We start from the raw sequence: 18,107 nt of genomic DNA on the forward strand, positions 1-18,107 counted from the left end.
TCAACCGAGTAGTGTCCCTAATGCGATCGCCTTAAATATTATTTCCTGGGAAAAACTCTTTGACGACTGCGGCAACTCCCAACGCCGCAGCTGCTACAGCGCCCCATTTAACCGGCGGATTCTTATCCAGCCAGTCAGTAAAGGAGGGAATCGTTAGATTGCCAAAATCTCCTTCTACTTTGTCATGGCTGAGAATCGGCTCGTAAAGATTATCTGGCGCATCTTCAGACTTTGGCTCGTTGGTTTTCTGAAAATTGAAGCCGATGAGAACCAAAATTTGATCCACCAGTCCCGGTGAGATGCGCTGAACCACATCTAACAGCTTGCCCACATCCCCCACAATAAAGTCACGAGTGGGGTGTTCGGCTACGTAGAGGATCGCATCAGCAACAAGGTTCGGCTCATAGTAAGGCGGTATTCCCGTCGGCTTGACGCCTAATTTTGTGCGACCGTTGTTGTAGAAGGGCGTGTTGATCACGGATGGCTTCACACTCGTCACACTGATGGGGATTCCCTCATGTTGCAGCTCGACGCGCAGGGATTCTAGAAAGCCCTCAACCCCGTGCTTTGCTGAGGAGTAGGCACTCTGGAGAGGTAATGAACGCCTGCCTTCCATTGAAGAGATGTGGATCAGCGCCCCGCGTCCCTCGCGCTTGAGATGGGGTAGCGCCGCCATTGCACCGTATACCTGCCCCATCAGGCTAATATCGATGATCCGCTTAAACTCTTCCGGTGTTGTATTGTCGAAAGTGGCAAAAACGCCCGTGGCGGGGCAATGCACCCAGGTATCGAGTCGCCCGTATACCTGCACGGCTTTATCTGCGATCGCTTTTACTTGCTCGAAATCCGTGACATCAGCAACGACTGCGACTGCTTCACCGCCTTGTTGCTGTATCTCATCCACCAAAGACTTTAACCCTGGTTCGCTGCGAGCTGAGACGACTACTTTTGCGCCTCGGTGGGCAAACTGCAAAGCTGTCTCGCGCCCGATGCCGCTAGAAGCGCCAACGACGGCGACGACTTGCTCTGTGATTGGCTTTAATTGCATTGTTGCTCATCCTTTTATTAAAGTTGCTGACGACAAACCATTCACCTTTGCAGCTCAATTGCATCCAGGAACGTTGCCTTAGTTGTCAAATGTTAAGTTCTATTAACTAAATTAATCGACTCACGGCGGGTTACATCAGTCTCAGGGTTGACCTCAAGGTTGACAATGGGGATGGGAGTAGCGCCCTTTGCCTAGATTTTGCGATCGCTGGATAGCTGACTTTTACAGAAGTCAGCTCCGAATTCGTGCAGGTAGTCCACGACTGAATTTTCCAGAATGAGAAAAAAAGAAAACAATTTATTTAGCGCCAATACAGAAGCAAGAAGAAGCGAACAAATTTTATAACAGAGCGATAATAGACTAAAAAATATAAGCAAGTGAATACTTTAATAACTTTATGAACACAGCAACAATTACTTTACCTTCTACCCTCAAATTAACAATTGACTTGACAGACGAGCAGTTTTTCCAGTTATGTCAGAACAATCGGGATTTAAGATTTGAGCGCACAGCATCGGGCGAATTAATCATTATGCCCCCTACAGGTAGCGAAACTGGAAATCGTAATATCGATTTATCGTATCAACTCCAAGCTTGGAGCCGACAAAACAATTTAGGGCTTGCCTTCGACTCTTCGAGTGGCTTCAAACTGCCGAATGGTGCAGATCGTTCACCTGATGAGTCTTGGGTAAGACGCGATCGCTGGGATGCTTTGACCCCCGAAGAACAACAGGGATTTGCACCGCTATGTCCTGATTTTGTGGTTGAGTTACTCTCTCCTAGCGATTCAGTGAAAATCGCACAAGCAAAAATGAGAGAGTATATGGAAAATGGCGCTCGATTGGGTTGGTAATTAACCGGAAAAACCAGCGAGTAGAAATCTATCGCCAAGGTCAGGATGTGGAAATTCTAGAAAATCCGGCAATTTTATCAGGAGAAGATGTGCTTCCTGGATTTGTATTAGATTTAAAACAAATTCTGTAGTTTTAGACGAGATCGTGCAGTTTTGGTGGAAAAGCGATCGCAGTCGTATGTGAATAAATGTGATCAACAGCCGTGAGTGCTTACAGGCGATCGCAAAAAGTCTTGTAAAATCTTGCCATTCGATATAATGAACAGATGTTGGACTTTAATTCCCTCTCTGAGTTTTCACGCGCCCACTGTATCGCCATTTGCGCGTTTCTGGTTCCAGCCAACTTGGGTGCTACCATCTGGACAATGATTCTGGCTGCACTCTGTCGCCCTCAAGTTCAGGTGTGGCGGAGTGCTGGAGTGGCAACCGTCTTTGCTCTGGTGATGGTGCTACACGTCTTTACTTGGTTCCAGGTTGGGGTAGTGCTGCCTCCCACCTATATCCTGCTATGTTTGGGAAGCACCTGCCTGGTCATGAATATTCTAGCGATCGCCTACAACTACAATACAGTTGTCCTCCGCAAACGCTACCCTAATGCTTCTAGCGCTATCAACCACCCCTGAAACAGTTTCATGTCGTCAGTATTGCCTCGCCTTTGGTTTGATGCTTGTAGTAACAACGTTAGGCAATGCTGGCTTCTGATGGATGTGCGTTCACACAGATATCATCCCAGGTTTTGTTAACAAAGATATTTTGTAGCTTGCTAGCCAAACTCCAGGTACTCATCAAAGATTAGTTTATACCTGTGGATTGAATGGCGATCTTAACCAACTGGCAGTAGTTGCTTAACTTTTTATAGCTCCATTTATTACTTAATGATGACTCATGGCTAATTGCTAAGTGTTGAAAAGCAATTAGCCATTTGTTGTTTTTTGTTCAGAAAAACAGTGTTTTTTAAAAGTCTGTAAAAACACCTTAGAAAATTATAAATAAATGTAAATGCTTGTCAATGCCTTTGGGTATAATTCTCTTGATAGATCACAAAAGCATAGAGGATGAATTAGCTTTGTTATAGTTATTACCGAGAAAACTATGCTAATTTCATCCAGGCCAGTAAAAGATGTATTCTATTGCCCAGAAGAATCTAATTTTTATTCTCAATGTTTAGAAAGTTTAGTTTTAAATGAGGGCGCTCATGGTAAAACTATTATCGAATTTGGTTCAGGAGATGGAACCCCAGTCATTAACTCCTTAATGAGAACCAGATTTGATGGAATTATACATGGCTTTGAACTCAATGACTTAGCCTGGAAAACTGCCAAATCAAATATTCAGGAATACGAACTTAGCGCCCAATATATCATTCACAATACTTCTTTCTTTGAGGCATCTCTTCCCAAGGCCGATTATCTGATCTCAAATCCACCATACCTTCCAGCGCCAGATGAGAATATTTATCAACCCCTGTTACATGGGGGTACAGATGGGTCTAAAATTGCCAAACGGCTTTTATCTTTAGATTATGAAAACGTCTTACTAATGCTCTCTAGTTATTCTAATCCGGAGGGCTTTATTAATTATGCAATCATGCAAGGCTACTCGATTGCTAATTTTATCGTCTCCCCTCTAAACTTTGGTTATTACAGTTGTGAGCCAAAGGTTAAAAACACAATTAGAGAGTTGCGAGAAAAGAAAATGGCTTTTTACTCAGCGAACATCTATCTTTTAGCAGGTGTTTTGTTTAGGAAGCAGCAGAAATGTCAAGTGGATTTATCTACTGAGCTGATTCAGATCATGACATCTTTGTAAAAGCTTGAACAGGGAGGGGGAGAGCGATCGCTAAAGAATCTTTCCTAAACCCAAAAGCCACTTTAGACGGGAACGAATCAAGGGTATTGAGAAGTTAACAGTTCTCAGTGCCCTATTCTTATTGTTTAATTTCTAACTAAAACTAGAAAAATTCAAATTTATTCTCGTTCTCAGGGTTCAACCTAAAGAACGAGAATGGAAGACGACTGACTGTTAACAAGTCGGCAAGTATTTTAGGCAAAATGTATTTTATCGATTGGCCTCGCGATCCGCTTCTTTTGCCGAACGCGCGATCGCTACACCAGCGCGATCGCCCATTAGCTTCTCTTGGTCATATCCCAGGACAATTTCCCAAGCATCATTCGGGTATTTGTCAACCAACGGCATCGCCACATCATCTAACATCCATTGACCGTGACGTTCGTCTTCCCGAATGTGCAGTTCCCAGTAACCCATTGCTGCATCAGAAAGGTTCAACCGTTGCGCTGCGGCTAGATAGGTTTTGTATGCCGCAGGACCTGCCACTTCAAAATAAGTCAATCCACCGCAGTAACGCAAGAAATAAATTTTGCGCTCGGTGACGAGAAAGTTATGATTGGCGCAGGCTAGCACTTCCCAAGGTACTAAATCGAAGTAGCCCTCTGGCTCTGTGTTCATGCCAAACTCGTCAAGCATCTGGGCAAAAAAGGTAGAGTGCTTGCGGGAAAGGCGACCGTTGCCGTACTCTTCCAACAACACTTTGACGAGGGTACATTGTACTGCGTTGGCGGTGCCTCCCAGAATGCGCGACAGGCGGCTGCCTTCAACTAAGCCATCAAAGGAACCAATTGCCAAGATTCGGCGATAACCAGCCTCTGTTGTCTGCTCCCGCAAGTAGCGACTACCTTCCGATAGGGGAGGATCTAAGTCGGCTGCACCCCGCTCGCTCAGCGCTTGCTTAACATCGGCTGGGGAAAGTTTTTGGAGTGCTTCTACGTCAAAGTGTGCCAGTTCCCACTCCTGCCAAGCGGACTCGATTTGGTTGCGAACTTTTTGCAACCAAATTGAGCGTTCGTTGGTGTAATGGCGCAGATCGTCATACCAAAACAGCTTGAGCCGATTGATGCGATACAGCACGCGCTGCAAAAAGAGGTGTGCGGCTTCAACTAGCTCATCACCACTTCCTACCTTGTAAGCCGCCTCAATTGCGGTAGCGATCGCACTTTCAACGTCGCTTGCTAGTTCAGGTTGTGCAGCTAGCTTGTTGTCTAAATCTTCCATTTCGAGCAATTTTATAAATTGCTGCTCAGATTCGTTGTAGCTTGTGGCTGTTTCTTGACTCGTTGCCGTATTCGTTGGTTGAAAATCAGTAATCGCGACCATAATTGCCCATGAATTCCGTCTTTGCACTTTTTTGATGCTAGTGCTGTCTGGTTGGAACAATTGTCGGTCTGTGGGGGGAACTTGCCACAGCCAAACGTATTTCTACCTAAATATATAGGTGTTTGAAGATTAACCACAAAGACACGAAGACACAAAGAAAACTTCGTGCTTTCTTTGTGTCTTTGTGGTTCAACAAAACATTTTTTGCTATGGCACTATGCGATCGCTGCCACCGCAGACAGTAATCCTTGGAACAACCCAATGCCATCCGTACCGCCTAAAATCGGATCTGAGGCGCGTTCTGGATGAGGCATCATTCCTAGCACGTTTCCTTTTTTATTGCAAATACCCGCAATATTATTTAAAGAGCCGTTATGATTCTCGCCGTGATAACGGAAGAGAATTTGCTGGTTGTCTTCCAGTTGTGCCAAAGTATCGGCATCGGCGTAGTAGCGCCCCTCACCGTGGGCAATTGGGAGGGTAATGACTTGCCCGGTAGAATAAGCTTGTGTCCAAGGGAGATGGGTGCGTTCGACTTTCAAGGGAACGCGATCGCAAATAAAATGCAACTCTTGATTGCGGGTAAGCGCCCCTGGCAAGAGTCCCGCCTCTGTTAGCACCTGAAACCCGTTGCAGATACCCAAGACAAACTTCCCTTGCTGGGCGTGTTTAATCGTTGCTTGCATCACCGGAGAGAAACGAGCAATCGCGCCACATCGCAGATAATCGCCGTAGCTGAAGCCACCCGGAATCACTACCACATCGAGATCGGAAATATCCGTGTCTTCATGCCAAACCATCCGCGTCGGCTGATGTAGCAAATCGCGAGTCACATAGGCGACATCGCGATCGCAATTAGAACCCGGAAACACAACAACCCCAAATTTCATATTGCTAATCGCTAATGGAAGACTGGCTAGCCAGAAGTCATCAGTAGCGATTGGTTCTTCACAAATGACCCATCGCTACTAACTACCAACTACCTAGCCCCTATTATCCTAAAAGAATATCTCCGTCTCTATCTGACCCGACATCTCAGTTAGGTCAAACCGATAGTTTTCCGTTACCGGATTCGTCAACAACTGATCGCACATCCGATCTAATTGATGCCGCGCCTCATCCTCACTCTCTGCCATCAGAGTCAGTTCAATATACTTTCCGATTCGCACCTGCTCAACATTGGCATATCCCATATGCCCCAACCCAGACTGTACCGCCGTGCCTGCTGGGTCTAAAACTGAAGGGCGCAGAGTCACGTAGATTTTCGCTTGATATTTCCGATTCACAGCCATTCCTATAAATTATTCCCTTAGATAGGTGATATTTGTTTTATTCTAAGGGGGGAAGGGTGTGAGCTGCGTGAAGTTCTCGCAATTTAAGCTGGAAAGAGATAAAGGTATCAGCGACAACCTGAAACATATTAAGGATATCTAGCAAAACTGAAGACCATGAAAGCCCAACGCACCCGCAGTCAAGAGCGTATTTTGAATCTGCTCAAGACGATGAACCGAGCTGTCTCAGCTCAAGATATTTATGTAGAACTTCGCAATCGTAGCCAAAGCATGGGACTAGCAACCGTCTATCGTTCCCTGGAAGCCTTAAAACTGGATGGTGTCGTCCAGGTACGGACATTGGCAAGTGGCGAATCGCTCTACAGTTCCGTGCAACAAGACAAGCATCACCTGACTTGTTTGCAGTGCGGAGACTCGATTCCCATCAATCAATGTCCAGTCCATGAATTAGAGAGCCAGCTGCAACAATCGCACTCGTTTAAAATTTTCTACCATACTCTGGAGTTTTTTGGACTGTGCGATCGCTGCTGTGTTGCTCAAGTTGCTAGCGATGCCCTGGATTAACTGTCCTCATCTAAATCTAAAAATTGAGCTTGGTTCGTGTCTCCGACAATCGAGCGAATGCCTTCCAACGTAGCTGGGATAGTGCGCGGGTCCATAAACATAACCTTGCTGCTACCGCTCTTGCCAATCGCCATCCCCATTTCTAGATAATTCTGAGCGAGTAGGTACTGGAGAGCTTCCTGGGCGTTGGGGTCGGTTTTGAGCGTTTTAGAAATCACTTGCAACGCTTCAGCAGTAGCCTGAGCCTTGAGAACTTGCTGCTGCCGTTCCGCCTGCGCTTTGAGAACAATCGTCTTTTGTTGCCCTTCTGCCTCCAGAATCGCGGATTTTTGACGGGCTTCTGCTTCCAAAACTTGCGCCTCAGCCTTCCCTTTAGCAGAGTTCACGGCTGATTCGCGTTCGCCCTCAGAGGTGAGAATTGCCGCCCGCTTGCGACGTTCCGCCGACATTTGCAATTCCATCGATTCTTGCACAGCCTTGGAGGGAACGATATCTCGCAGTTCTACCCGTGTCACCTTCACTCCCCAAGGATCGGTAGATTCGTCCAGTTCTCTGAGCAAAAGTTCGTTAATTTGAGTCCGGGCAGTAAAGGTTTCATCCAGTTCCAGCTTGCCCATTTCTGAGCGAATCTGCGTCAGCACCAAATTCACCATTGCTGACTGGAGATTTTCCACTTTGTAGTAGGCTTTCTCCAAATCCAGAATGCGCCAGTACACGACAGCATCAGCGGTAATCGAAACGTTGTCGCGGGTAATACATTGTTGGGGAGGAATATCGAGAACTCTTTCCCGGACGGTTGCTTGGTAAGCGACTCTTTCGTAAACCGGGATCACGAAATTCAAACCGGGTTTTAGTTTTTTGCCGCTATATTTACCTAAAGTTTCGACTAAAGCTTCGTTTCCTTGAGTAACCACTTTGACGCCTGAGAGGGCAGATCCGCCTAAAACTAAAGCGATTAATAACCCAAAAAATCCTTCCATTGTGAACCTCGTTTTTACAATATCGCAGATTGATAAACCCTAGAATTAGGATTTCAACAGGTGTTCTGGAAGCACGACCAGAGTTGTGCCTTCCCGTCTGACGACGTACACTCTTTGATTGGGAGCGATCGCTAATTTCTCATCTTCACATCGTGCCTTCCAAGAATTTCCTTCGTAGAGTACCCGCCCCATCTCTCCTGGCAAAATCTCTGTTAAAGTCTGACCCTCGGTTGCATCTTCCATCGAAGACACCTTTCGCCTCGGCATCAAGCGATGACCCAGGTAAACGAAAGCAATTGAAAACACTAACCAAAGCACCACCTGTAAAGCCGCCGGTAATGGGAGCAGCATGACTAACAGTGCCACCACGAAGGCGCTGACTCCCATCATGAAAGCGGTAAAAGCTGTTGGTACAACTAGCTCTATCGAGCAAAGGATCGCTCCTATCAGTAACCACAACAAAGTTGGGCTGAATCCCAAAGGCTGGAGCGCCAGCTGAATGAGTAACGGAGAATCAAACAACCCTGCTAGAAACCAAATCGTCATAAAACTCAATCCCTTCTTGATATCCCGGTAAGGATAGTTATCAAGGTAAGATGAACTATTCCAATGAAAGCCAGTTAGGATTGGGAAGGCATCTTGCCTTTCTGTTTACTACAACATTTCATCTATAAATTTCCTAGAACCCAGTGGAATTTTTCCTTAAGAATCTCTTGGAAGCTTTTTTATAAAAATTTCAGTTTATGAACAGTTCCCAGTTAAAGAGCGATCGCTATCTTTGGGCAACTGGCTCAGTTGCTGCAACGATCCCGGTCGGAGAATTCGTGCAAGACAGATATCAAGTTGTTGCACCTCAAGTTTGGCTCGATACTCAACCGACACAGCCGCCTCAGATCCCCGAACAGTTCCCGGAAAATCTTTACCCTTACCTGCGCTTATATCCCCAGCGGTTTCATCTCCCCGAAGTCTATGGATATGCAGCAGTGGGAAATTCTCCATCCCCGACTGAGATTCTGTTGCTAGAAAATGTCCCGATGGATGCCACAGGCAAGCTATTTCCTTCCATTTTGGACGCTTTGCCCCAAGCATCGGCAGTCCGCCAGATTTACTGGCTCTGGCAAATTCTGGAACTTTGGACGCCGCTGGCGGAATTTGGGGTAGCTTCTAGCCTTTTAGTTGCGGACAATCTCCGAGTGGAAGGGTGGCGGTTGCGGCTGTTAGAACTTTACGCAGACCCAGTCACCGACCCAGAGATGGAAGTTGCCCATACAAACAATGGGAATGGGATCTCTGACCACAGGCAAGTTGGAGGAAGTCGGCGGGAAGAGAAAAAATTTCTGCCTCTCACCTTGAGCCTTGAGCCTTTTGCCGCTCACGCCTTAGCGGAACCGACCGGGGAGCAAATAGTCGCGGGGTTTAGCCCAAGTCTCCGGGATCTGGGCCTTGTTATCGCGAGTTGGTGCCGATTAATCCAGGCATCAGCGGTGACCCCACTTTTAGAAATTTGCGAACTGATGCAAGCCGAAGATGTTACCGAAAGCGCGATCGCCGAACGGCTAAATCAGCTATTACTGGAGCAGGCAGCGGAACTCCCCTTGCGCTTGCGGGTTGCCGGTGCCACCGATACGGGTCCCCAACACGATCATAACGAAGACACCTGCTATCCCACGGCGCGGGATTTGCTAGCCGCAGACTTCACCCAAACAACTGACCCGCTGATTCCCCACTTGAGCATCGTTTGCGATGGGATTGGCGGTCATGAAGGTGGAGAAGTTGCCAGCCAGCTAGCAGTACAATCCCTGAAACTGCAAGTTCGGGCGCTTTTGGCGGAAGTGGCAGAGCAAACAGAAATCGTGCCACCAGAACTGGTGAAAGAGCAACTCGCAGCAAGTATCCGGGTAGTCAATAACCTCATTTGTGCCCGCAATGACGAACAAGGACGAGAGTCTAGGCGGCGGATGGGAACGACGCTGGTGATGGCTCTCCAGCTGCCCCAGAAGGTGACGACAGCTAACTCTGGTTTGGGGAATGCCCACGAACTCTATATCGCCCATGTTGGGGATAGCCGCGCCTACTGGATTACCCCCCATTCCTGCCAGCTGCTGACCGTAGACGATGACGTTGCTGCTAGGGAAGTACGAATGGGGCGCAGTCTCTACCGCGAAGCGTTACAGCGACCCGATGCCGGGGCACTCACCCAAGCGCTAGGCACGCGGGATGCCGAGTTTCTTCGTCCGAATGTGCAACGCTTCATTGTGGAAGAAGACGGACTGCTGCTGCTGTGTTCTGATGGTCTGAGCGACAATAACTGGGTTGAGCGATCTTGGGCAGATTATGTTGAGCCGGTGCTTCAGGCTAAAATTCCCCTGGAGGCGGCAGTCCAGTCCTGGATTGACTTAGCGAATCAGAAGAACGGTCACGATAATACTTCAGTCGTGATTACTTACTGCCGCGTTTCCCCAGAGTATCCGGTGCTACTCAATTTTGGCGAGATCGGAAATCTCACCTTGATGCCGAAAGCTAGTCTGCAAGCTGAAGCTGAAGACGTGAAGTATGCTGAAGCGGTGCCAGTGGAAATCGTTCCGGCAAAGCCAAACCGACTGCGCCGAGGGAAAGGGTTGGTCGTCACACTGGGAGTCTTCCTCCTACTGCTGGGGGGCAGTGCTGCTGGGTTATATGCTTGGTGGAAATACAATCCTCAAGGGTTCCAGCAAATACGCGATCGCTTGTTCAACCCCGCACCGTTGCCCGTTCCAGTCCCCGAAACCCCATCTCCCGCTTCGATGCCACCATCACCGCAAAACTCTCCATCTCCATCCACAGAAGTGCCGCCCCCTCCTGAAAATTCAGCGTCACCAGTTCCCTCAGTACCCCCTCCCGAAAATTCAGCATCGCCAGTTCCGTCAGCACCCCCTCCAAGTCCATAAAGAGGAAGTTACCGTCCTGTGCAAGAATATTAAGGTTGTTCACAATAGCACAATGCTTGGGTACTGGTAAGAGCCAAGCGTCTTGATAGGCAACGCTCCCAGCTCACCACGCTTGGTGGAAGCAGTTATTCCTCAAAAGAAGGCTGCACCAGTTTGACTCAGATACCCAACCGGAGATCAAGAAATGAAAGTAGGCGATCGCGTCCGCGTTATCAAATCTGTGATTGTTTACCACCATCCTGAAAATAAGGGTAAGCCTTTTGATGTCAAGGATCGGGAAGGAGAAGTGGTCTCAATCATTCACGAATGGCAAGGCAGACCCGTCAGCGCCAACCTTCCAGTTTTTGTCCAGTTTGACAAAAAATTTAAAGGTCACTTCCGCGAGGATGAGCTAGAAACTCTAAATTAGGCTCATGGTCAATGGCTCATATTCGCGATTAGCTATGAGCCATTGACCATGAGCCATTGACTATCATCGCCTACCGCGATTAAACCAGCCGAATATATTGATGTCACCCCGCATTCTCTGCAACTCTTGCCGGTTAGCTTCCGCTGTCATCTGATACCACTGGCAGTAACGCTCAAGTTCCTTTCGGTACTCGGCTTCCCGGTAAAAGTCATGAGTCATTTGGTAGGTGGCAAAGATGTCCGCTACGGGTGGAGGTGCTGGAATAAAGTGTGGGAATTCTTTTGGCATTTTTGAAGGTTGGAAGGTTGAAGGTTGGAAAAATAATCGCTTCAAACTACTGTCTAAACTTTTTAAAGCCAGCCTTTAAGGCGATAGATCCCTGTTCCAATGTATTCTTTTAATGCTCTGGTTGACCTGTGTAACCGCTCGGCATCTGGTAAAACATTTAGGATTCGAGCTTGCAGGCTCCTGTTGGATTCGAGAAAGTCTGCTTCTGTCACCAAAAAGTCGGTGGGTGCGGGAATGGCTTGAATTCCCTGACGCTTGAAAATCAGGAGCGATCGCGGCATATGCATTGCCGAAGTCACTAATAATACTCGGCGAATCCCCTGCTTTTCTAAAATTTGCCGCACATTCACCGCATTTTCATAAGTGTTTAAGGAGCTAGGATCTTGAAGAATGGCAGATTTAGGGACGCCTAATGTTTCTAAAATTACAGCCATATCCGCAGATTCCGGTGCCCCACTGCCCCGCCAGTCGATGCGTCCGCCGCTAGCAATCACGACAGGAGCTTTGCCTTCGCGGTATAATTGGGCACCATAGAAAACGCGATCGCCTTCTTCGCTCAAATCTACACTCGGTCGAGGCGGCGAAGCCGATTTCGTGGCACCGCCCAAGATAACAATCGCCTCAGCAGTTGGGAGTTCGGCTGGTGGGAGATTTTGCCATTCTAGCGATCGCAATAACGAGTTTTCCACCCAGCCATTACTCCCCACCAGCAAGGCAATCAATGCCAAAACAATCGGCACCGCCGCCCAACGAGGTCGTTTCCACAGCAATACCAGTGCCACAATCATTAGCACGCAGGCAATTCCCAAGGGATAGATAAATAGCGGTAGCAGTTTTGAGAGAAACAAAAACATAGAACAAGGTAATTAGTAATTGCTATACCATTTCACCTTAAAGCCACTAAAAATCAATGCCTCAGCGTGTCTACGGACAAGACTTGTACGAGCCAAAATCTAAAATCCAGAATCTGAAGTCCAAAATCTAAAAGAGGATAACTTCCTGTCTCCCCTTTTGCGCCCCTGCTTTTCATCCCCAGCAGAATTATTCTTCCCGGTTATCTTCTGTGTTGTCTTCCCGGCTATCTTCTGTGTTGTAGGCTGTATTGTTTTGTTGGTTATTTCCTAGGTTGCCCCGGTCGCGACGACCACTTAAGCCACGATATTGTTTTTTGGGTTTACCATAGCGTTTTCTGTTTGCCGAATTATTCCGATTCCGCCCATTGGAACCTTCTTTCGTCTCCTCTGAGCGTACCTGCCGGGGTTCATCTTTGGCTTTTGACCAGGCAACTACCCATGCCCCTGCAAAACCCCCAACCGCCCCTAGAAAGATGCTCAAGGGCACCCGATACCCCAGCATTACAAAGCAAATCAGAAAAAACAACCAGTACTTCAACCCAGCAGAGAACCCACTTGAGAGTCCCAGGGATCTGAACCCATTGCCTTTGTTCGTCATAAGTGTCTGGCTAATCCAAGAGTGGCTAATCGAAGAGTGGTTGAATCCTTCAATTAGCCACTTTTCGATTAGCTATTTAATTGTGACTCCCAATCCTGAGTCGTGTCTAAAGTTTTCACGTAGGCTTGTTCAGATTGAGTAAAAGGTTCAGCAGCGGCTTGTTGCTTCGCCAATAGGTCAACGGTAGCATCAGAGATATCACCAGTACGGGAGGCGAGACGATCCTGGCAAACTTCCATTGGTGCCGTGCAGTGGAGGATTTGCAAAGGGATTTGGTGAGCAGTGGCTTGAGCGATCGCATCTTCTCTCAACTTCTGCCGATCGTACTTCGCATCCAAAATCACCGACCAACCTTGGCTTGTCAGCATTATCCCCAATTCCAACAACCGGCTGTAGGTCTTCTGAGTCATTTCATCGGAATAAAGGTCTGCCCCCCCTGATTGTTCCAAGGGAACGCCTCCTAAATGTTTCCGCAGCGCATCCGAACGGATGTGAATTGCTCCCAAGCGCCGCGCCTGGAGCCGCGCTACCGTACTCTTCCCAGAACCCGATAGCCCCGACATCAAAAACAGCTTTCCTTTGCCTGAGGAGCCACTAACAGGAGCATACGCTGGGGACGGCGATCGCGTGTATTCCCACGCTAGTTGGTAATATTGGGCAGCAGTGGCGGCGGCTTTTTCCTTGTCTGCTGCGGGAACAGCCGGATCGTTCAACAAGAAAGAAGTCACCTTTGCCCGTACATAAGCTTGACGACTCAAGTACAAAGGCAACACCTGCAACCCTTCCCAATCTCCCATCTGCTCAACATAAGTATTCAAATAGGCATTGCCGAGGTCTGGACGCGATCGCGCATCCATATCCATCACTGCATAGGCAATGTCGAACATGACATCGACAAAGCGAAACGGCTCGTTAAATTCAATGCAATCAAATAGCAGAATCTTGTCTTGCCAGAGACAAATATTTCTCAGATGCAAATCTCCGTGGCATTCCCGAATCCAATTATTTTGAATTCTGCTTTTAAATAACTCCTCTCGCTCAGCAAAGAACGAGTCTGTATACTGCCTGGTTTCCTCGTAATGTTCCTGAGTTTGCGGCCCACCAATATAGTTTTCAGTTTGCCGATAATTTTCATCAATGGCATCCCGAACTTGAGTTACTTCTCCAAATTTACGAATATAGTCATCTGTGTGCGCTTTTTCATGGAATTTGGCAACAACCCGTCCCAAATCCTCCATAAGTTTTTCCGTCAGCAAGTCTTGCTCAAACAAATTGCTGAATAAGCCATCTTGGGGAAACTGGCGCATTTTCAGCACATATTCCACCGGCTCGCCCGATCCATTTAAATGAAATTGGTCGTCTGTCTGAGTAATGGGCAAAATTTCTAAATAAATTTCCGACGCACCGCGCTGATTCAGGCGGATTTCTTCATTACAAAAATGCTGCCTTAGCTCTAAGGTTGAATAGTTTAAAAAGCCAAAATTCATCGGCTTTTTAACTTTATAAACCAAATCACCCGTCAACAACACATAAGAAACGTGTGTTTGAATCAGCTCAATTGGTTGCGTCACCGGATGAGGATAAAAACTCGGCTGCAACATCTGCTGAATTAAAGGGGGAAAAGAAGCTTCTGTCATATTTTTTGCGTTCTATAGCGAGAAAACGTATCGCTTCACTAATGTGTCTTTACGGTTAAAAAAAAGCCAGGGGCTTAACCCCTGGTTTTCAAGGCAATGAGAAACAAACTGGCAAAAAGCCATCGTCTCATGCTTCAGATTCAGTTTCCGACTCAGTTTCTTGATCTTCAGCTTGGACTTGAGGTTGGAGGACACTTACAGTCACTTGATCTGGCTCACCAAGCGCTGTCACCCCAGGTGGCAAAACGAGTTCGCCGATATGCAATTTATCTCCAATATGCAAATTAGAGACATCAATCTCAATCGAATCAGGGATGCTTTCAGGCGCACACCGCACCTGAAGTTCGTTGAGTACGGGGTCTAATACGCCGCCTTCTTGCTTAACACCATAGGCTTCTCCTACATAATGCAGGGGCACTTGCACATCCAGATCGCCATGAGCCGCGACCGCAAAAAAGCTGAGGTGATACAGGGAGGTTCTTTTCCAAGGATGCGTCTGCACTTCTTTGAGCAGTGTTTTACCACTCCAAGAAATCTCAGGAATGTTGAGCTGAATCAAGGTGTTATTAACAGAGGCACCTTTGAGTAAGGTTTCAGCCTTTTTGGCTTCCAAAGTCAACTCAATAGATTCAGTTCCTTTGTGCCCGTATAGGACGGCTGGGACTAATCCACTGCGACGAAGGGCATTCGGCTTGCTCCCTTCAGGGCGCTTTTGACATTCAACTGTATGTTCCATCTTCGTTGTTTGTGAGTTGCTAATAGTGACTTGGTAATTGGCATCTTCATGAAAAATTAGAAATTAAAAATTAGAAAATCGTCTTTCTTCAATTTTTAATTTCTAACTTTTAATTTTTTCGCCCATTACCGATGTGATGTTACCGGCGTGCCATTGGCGTGCAATAGCGCCCGCTTGGGTCCGTGGATCGGATCTTCTACTATAATCGTTTGATCGCGGCTAGCACCGAGGGAGACGATCGCAATTGGGACATCCATCAGCTCTGCCAGGAACTTGAGATAATCCAACGCCTGCTGGGGTAAGTCTTCCAGGGTACGGCAGTCAGCAGTGGATTGTTTCCATCCGGGCAGAGTTTTGTAAACCGGTTGACAGCGGGAAAATTGACGAGAGTTGGTGGGGAAGTCTTCGGTGCGATCGCCATCAATTTCGTAGGCGACGCAGACCTTAATTTCCTCTAGTTCGTCGAGAACATCTAGTTTGGTGATCGCGAGACAGTCGAGACCGTTAATCCGCACGGCATAACGACCGATCACCGCATCAAACCATCCACAGCGGCGCTTGCGCCCTGTCGTGGTGCCAAATTCCGCCCCGCGATCGCACAACATTTCTCCGACGCTACCATTCTGTTCGGTGGGAAACGGCCCTTCTCCTACCCGCGTCGTGTATGCTTTCGCTACTCCAATCACGCGGTCGATCATCGTTGGTCCCACCCCAGCACCCACGCAAGCTCCCCCGGCGACTGGGTTTGAGGAGGTAACGTAAGGATAGGTTCCGTGATCTAAGTCTAAGAGCGTTCCTTGGGCACCCTCAAACAAAACATTGCGCCGTCGCCCAATCGCGTCGTAAATCTTTAGGGAACTATCCACGATATGCGGACGCAAACGCTCGGCGTACCCCAGGTACTGCTCGATCACGATTTCTGCATCCAGGGGCGGTAAGTTGTAAAGCTTTTCTAAAATGACGTTTTTATAATCGATCGTCCATCGCACCTGTTCGCGCAAACCCTCGGTATCCATCAAGTCTAAGACTCGAATGCCGGTTCGCTCTGACTTATCTGCATAAGTGGGGCCAATCCCACGTCCGGTGGTACCGATTTTATAGCTACCGCGTCGCTCCTCGGATGCCTGGTCAATTAACCTGTGGTAAGGCATCGTGACGTGGGCATTCTGAGAAATCAGTAGATTACGGGTAGATATCTTCAGAGCTTCTAATTGATCCAGTTCTTCAATCAGAACCTGCGGATCGATGACCGTCCCACAACCAATAATGCACTCGGTGTCCGGATATAAAATTCCAGAGGGAATCAGGTGCAGTTTAAAGGTCTGATCCTTCACCACGACGGTGTGCCCAGCGTTGACACCCCCTTGGTAACGTACTACGACATCTGCTGATTTACTCAGTAAATCAGTTATCTTACCTTTGCCTTCATCGCCCCACTGGGCACCGATCACAACTACGTTAGCCAAGGGTTTATTAAAAGAGCTAGAGTTTTCACAAATTACAATTATTAACAGATGGTGCTACCGCTGTCAACTTCAGATTAACAATTCGCAGCTTCACATCTACAAGGGGTGCACCGCGCACCCTTAGCAACTAACAAGATAACAACTCCACAATTACTGGCAAGAGGTTCCTGTGTCTTTATATGCTGAATTACATCGCCATCTTGGCGGTTCTGTTGTGCCTCGCATTCTTTGGCGGTATTTCCATCGCAGCGATTCTGAGCTGGCTCAACGATTTCCGAATTACCCAGAGTTTGAAGAATTTTACACGCGACCCCGCAACACGCTGGATGAGTATCTAGAACTACATACGCTGGTGGAAAGTACGCAAACGGCAGAAACTTTGCCCTACTTCATTTATCGGCTGATTCGGGGTGCTTATATCTTTGAGAATTTGGCTTATTTGGAGCTGCGATATACACCGTATCTGCGTACGTCCGAGCATTTAAGCCAATCAGAACGAATTGACCAAATGGCGACAATTGTGGATATTGTCGGCAAAGCCAGTCGGGTGCCTGAGTATCCGATTGTGACCAGCCAAATTCTGTGTATGCACTCGCGGCTCCCTTATGAGGTGAACCGGGCGATTGTTGATTTGGCAGCACAGAAGAAGGAGTATGTCTGCGCGGTGGACATGGCGGGAGGAGATGCCCAAATTTCCGAGCGTCTAGATGAGTTTGTCCAATTGTATAAGGATGCGCGATCGCTCGGTATTAAAACCACGGGTCATCTCTACGAAACCCCTTCTGGCTGTTATCCGGAACTGCTGCCGCATTTGATGCGAATCGGTCACGGCATCCAAATCCCCCTGCAATACCCAGAATTATTACCACAATTGGCTCAACAAAATCAGTGTTTGGAAGTATGTCCTACCACGTACTTAAAAACAGGCACGTTGGAGGATATGCGTCAACTCAAACTGGTGTTTGACCGCTGTTTTGAAGCGGGTGTAGATATTGCCATCTGTACTGATAATGCTGGATTACACAATGTGCGTCTGCCTTTTGAGTATGAGAATCTGCTGACACTGGATATTATTGATTTTGAACAGTTGCAAGCTTGTCAGGAGGCGGCATTCCGTCATGCCTTTGCTTGGCCTTACAGCCAACGTCCGGCATCACTTTTGACAGGATTGTTGCACCCTGCATCCACGAATGTTTTAGCAGCCAGTAGTTAGGACATTAATCGAGAAATCGATAGCAATTCTCATTTGAATTAAATACGGCACAAGAACCTAATTTATTCTTC

General features: G+C 47.5%; 18 protein-coding genes and 1 pseudogene. 7 read left to right on the top strand and 12 right to left on the bottom strand.

Annotated features, from left to right (window positions below):
- Positions 1-31 precede the first annotated feature (31 nt).
- On the bottom strand, positions 32-1,048 hold the full coding sequence (locus NC996_RS08520; RefSeq protein WP_190436927.1) for an SDR family oxidoreductase: 1,017 nt from the start codon (positions 1,046-1,048) through the stop codon (positions 32-34).
- A 397-nt stretch (positions 1,049-1,445) separates the two neighbouring features.
- On the opposite strand from NC996_RS08520, the pseudogene NC996_RS08525 reads away from it, so the two are divergent.
- The 3 genes and pseudogenes from NC996_RS08525 (at position 1,446) to NC996_RS08535 (ending at position 3,710) form a co-directional block, all read left to right on the top strand.
- A pseudogene (locus NC996_RS08525) lies at positions 1,446-2,032 on the top strand (Uma2 family endonuclease).
- 135 nt (positions 2,033-2,167) lie between these two features.
- Positions 2,168-2,524: a hypothetical protein gene (locus NC996_RS08530; protein ID WP_190412593.1), complete on the top strand. Its 357-nt coding sequence runs from the start codon at positions 2,168-2,170 to the stop codon at positions 2,522-2,524.
- A 469-nt stretch (positions 2,525-2,993) separates the two neighbouring features.
- Positions 2,994-3,710 carry a class I SAM-dependent methyltransferase gene (locus NC996_RS08535; protein ID WP_190412592.1) on the top strand — a complete coding sequence of 239 codons (717 nt, stop codon included), beginning with the start codon at positions 2,994-2,996 and terminating at the stop codon, positions 3,708-3,710.
- Positions 3,711-3,959: 249 nt separating this feature from the next.
- Here the strand turns inward: NC996_RS08535 and NC996_RS08540 are convergent, their stop codons facing one another.
- The 3 genes from NC996_RS08540 to purS all read right to left on the bottom strand — a co-directional run bounded on the left by NC996_RS08540 (position 3,960) and on the right by purS (position 6,358).
- Positions 3,960-5,072 carry an iron-containing redox enzyme family protein gene (locus NC996_RS08540; protein WP_190687968.1) on the bottom strand — a complete coding sequence of 371 codons (1,113 nt, stop codon included), beginning with the start codon at positions 5,070-5,072 and terminating at the stop codon, positions 3,960-3,962.
- Between the two features lie 215 nt (positions 5,073-5,287).
- On the bottom strand, positions 5,288-5,962 hold the full coding sequence (gene purQ / locus NC996_RS08545) for a phosphoribosylformylglycinamidine synthase subunit PurQ (RefSeq protein ID WP_190687970.1): 675 nt from the start codon (positions 5,960-5,962) through the stop codon (positions 5,288-5,290).
- A gap of 108 nt (positions 5,963-6,070) precedes the next feature.
- Positions 6,071-6,358: a phosphoribosylformylglycinamidine synthase subunit PurS gene (gene purS / locus NC996_RS08550; protein WP_190412878.1), complete on the bottom strand. Its 288-nt coding sequence runs from the start codon at positions 6,356-6,358 to the stop codon at positions 6,071-6,073.
- A 162-nt stretch (positions 6,359-6,520) separates the two neighbouring features.
- Here purS and NC996_RS08555 point away from each other — a divergent pair, with 162 nt between their 5' ends.
- Positions 6,521-6,928, top strand: coding sequence for a Fur family transcriptional regulator (locus tag NC996_RS08555; RefSeq protein WP_190412589.1), 408 nt, complete (start codon positions 6,521-6,523; stop codon positions 6,926-6,928).
- Here the strand turns inward: NC996_RS08555 and NC996_RS08560 are convergent.
- Together NC996_RS08560 and NC996_RS08565 are read right to left on the bottom strand one after the other, a co-directional pair.
- Complete coding sequence (locus NC996_RS08560) at positions 6,925-7,908, bottom strand: SPFH domain-containing protein (RefSeq protein WP_190412588.1); 984 nt, start codon at positions 7,906-7,908, stop codon at positions 6,925-6,927. The two genes, NC996_RS08555 and NC996_RS08560, sit on opposite strands and share 4 nt — an antisense overlap.
- A gap of 45 nt (positions 7,909-7,953) precedes the next feature.
- Positions 7,954-8,454, bottom strand: coding sequence for an NfeD family protein (locus NC996_RS08565; protein WP_190687973.1), 501 nt, complete (start codon positions 8,452-8,454; stop codon positions 7,954-7,956).
- Between the two features lie 197 nt (positions 8,455-8,651).
- Between NC996_RS08565 and NC996_RS08570 the strand changes: the two genes are divergently transcribed.
- Both NC996_RS08570 and NC996_RS08575 read left to right on the top strand, forming a co-directional pair.
- Positions 8,652-10,835 carry a protein phosphatase 2C domain-containing protein gene (locus NC996_RS08570; protein ID WP_190687976.1) on the top strand — a complete coding sequence of 728 codons (2,184 nt, stop codon included), beginning with the start codon at positions 8,652-8,654 and terminating at the stop codon, positions 10,833-10,835.
- Between the two features lie 184 nt (positions 10,836-11,019).
- Complete coding sequence (locus tag NC996_RS08575) at positions 11,020-11,244, top strand: ferredoxin-thioredoxin reductase variable chain (protein ID WP_190412587.1); 225 nt, start codon at positions 11,020-11,022, stop codon at positions 11,242-11,244.
- A 63-nt stretch (positions 11,245-11,307) separates the two neighbouring features.
- On the opposite strand, the gene NC996_RS08580 is transcribed toward NC996_RS08575, so the two are convergent.
- The 6 genes from NC996_RS08580 to NC996_RS08605 form a co-directional block, all read right to left on the bottom strand.
- Positions 11,308-11,532, bottom strand: a complete 225-nt coding sequence (locus NC996_RS08580; RefSeq protein WP_190412586.1) for a hypothetical protein — start codon at positions 11,530-11,532, stop codon at positions 11,308-11,310.
- A gap of 62 nt (positions 11,533-11,594) precedes the next feature.
- Positions 11,595-12,386, bottom strand: a complete 792-nt coding sequence (locus NC996_RS08585; RefSeq protein WP_190412585.1) for a YdcF family protein — start codon at positions 12,384-12,386, stop codon at positions 11,595-11,597.
- 187 nt (positions 12,387-12,573) lie between these two features.
- Positions 12,574-12,984, bottom strand: coding sequence for a hypothetical protein (locus NC996_RS08590; RefSeq protein WP_190412584.1), 411 nt, complete (start codon positions 12,982-12,984; stop codon positions 12,574-12,576).
- Positions 12,985-13,052: 68 nt separating this feature from the next.
- A complete protein-coding gene (locus NC996_RS08595; RefSeq protein WP_190687979.1) occupies positions 13,053-14,621 on the bottom strand; it encodes an AAA family ATPase in 1,569 nt (522 codons plus the stop codon).
- 127 nt (positions 14,622-14,748) lie between these two features.
- Positions 14,749-15,357: a 50S ribosomal protein L25/general stress protein Ctc gene (locus NC996_RS08600; RefSeq protein WP_190412582.1), complete on the bottom strand. Its 609-nt coding sequence runs from the start codon at positions 15,355-15,357 to the stop codon at positions 14,749-14,751.
- Positions 15,358-15,482: 125 nt separating this feature from the next.
- Complete coding sequence (locus NC996_RS08605; RefSeq protein ID WP_190687981.1) at positions 15,483-16,823, bottom strand: adenylosuccinate synthase; 1,341 nt, start codon at positions 16,821-16,823, stop codon at positions 15,483-15,485.
- A gap of 169 nt (positions 16,824-16,992) precedes the next feature.
- Between NC996_RS08605 and NC996_RS08610 the strand changes: the two genes are divergently transcribed.
- Positions 16,993-18,036 carry an adenosine deaminase gene (locus tag NC996_RS08610; RefSeq protein WP_190436905.1) on the top strand — a complete coding sequence of 348 codons (1,044 nt, stop codon included), beginning with the start codon at positions 16,993-16,995 and terminating at the stop codon, positions 18,034-18,036.
- Positions 18,037-18,107: the final 71 nt, after the last annotated feature.

The organism is Trichocoleus sp. ST-U2 (assembly GCF_039961875.1).
Taxonomy (GTDB): Bacteria; Cyanobacteriota; Cyanobacteriia; order Cyanobacteriales; family FACHB-T130; genus FACHB-T130.

Excerpts from the sequence above, each read along its gene's own strand:
- NC996_RS08565 (WP_190687973.1), bottom strand. The coding sequence starts at position 8,454 with ATGACGATTTGGTTTCTAGCAGGGTTGTTTGATTCTCCGTTACTCATT.
- NC996_RS08540 (WP_190687968.1), bottom strand. The coding sequence starts at position 5,072 with ATGGTCGCGATTACTGATTTTCAACCAACGAATACGGCAACGAGTCAA.
- NC996_RS08575 (WP_190412587.1), top strand. The coding sequence starts at position 11,020 with ATGAAAGTAGGCGATCGCGTCCGCGTTATCAAATCTGTGATTGTTTAC.
- NC996_RS08595 (WP_190687979.1), bottom strand. The coding sequence starts at position 14,621 with ATGACAGAAGCTTCTTTTCCCCCTTTAATTCAGCAGATGTTGCAGCCG.
- NC996_RS08585 (WP_190412585.1), bottom strand. The coding sequence starts at position 12,386 with ATGTTTTTGTTTCTCTCAAAACTGCTACCGCTATTTATCTATCCCTTG.
- NC996_RS08555 (WP_190412589.1), top strand. The coding sequence starts at position 6,521 with ATGAAAGCCCAACGCACCCGCAGTCAAGAGCGTATTTTGAATCTGCTC.
- NC996_RS08560 (WP_190412588.1), bottom strand. The coding sequence starts at position 7,908 with ATGGAAGGATTTTTTGGGTTATTAATCGCTTTAGTTTTAGGCGGATCT.
- NC996_RS08570 (WP_190687976.1), top strand. The coding sequence starts at position 8,652 with ATGAACAGTTCCCAGTTAAAGAGCGATCGCTATCTTTGGGCAACTGGC.
- NC996_RS08590 (WP_190412584.1), bottom strand. The coding sequence starts at position 12,984 with ATGACGAACAAAGGCAATGGGTTCAGATCCCTGGGACTCTCAAGTGGG.
- NC996_RS08530 (WP_190412593.1), top strand. The coding sequence starts at position 2,168 with ATGTTGGACTTTAATTCCCTCTCTGAGTTTTCACGCGCCCACTGTATC.
- NC996_RS08600 (WP_190412582.1), bottom strand. The coding sequence starts at position 15,357 with ATGGAACATACAGTTGAATGTCAAAAGCGCCCTGAAGGGAGCAAGCCG.
- NC996_RS08580 (WP_190412586.1), bottom strand. The coding sequence starts at position 11,532 with ATGCCAAAAGAATTCCCACACTTTATTCCAGCACCTCCACCCGTAGCG.
- NC996_RS08535 (WP_190412592.1), top strand. The coding sequence starts at position 2,994 with ATGCTAATTTCATCCAGGCCAGTAAAAGATGTATTCTATTGCCCAGAA.
- purQ (WP_190687970.1), bottom strand. The coding sequence starts at position 5,962 with ATGAAATTTGGGGTTGTTGTGTTTCCGGGTTCTAATTGCGATCGCGAT.
- NC996_RS08520 (WP_190436927.1), bottom strand. The coding sequence starts at position 1,048 with ATGCAATTAAAGCCAATCACAGAGCAAGTCGTCGCCGTCGTTGGCGCT.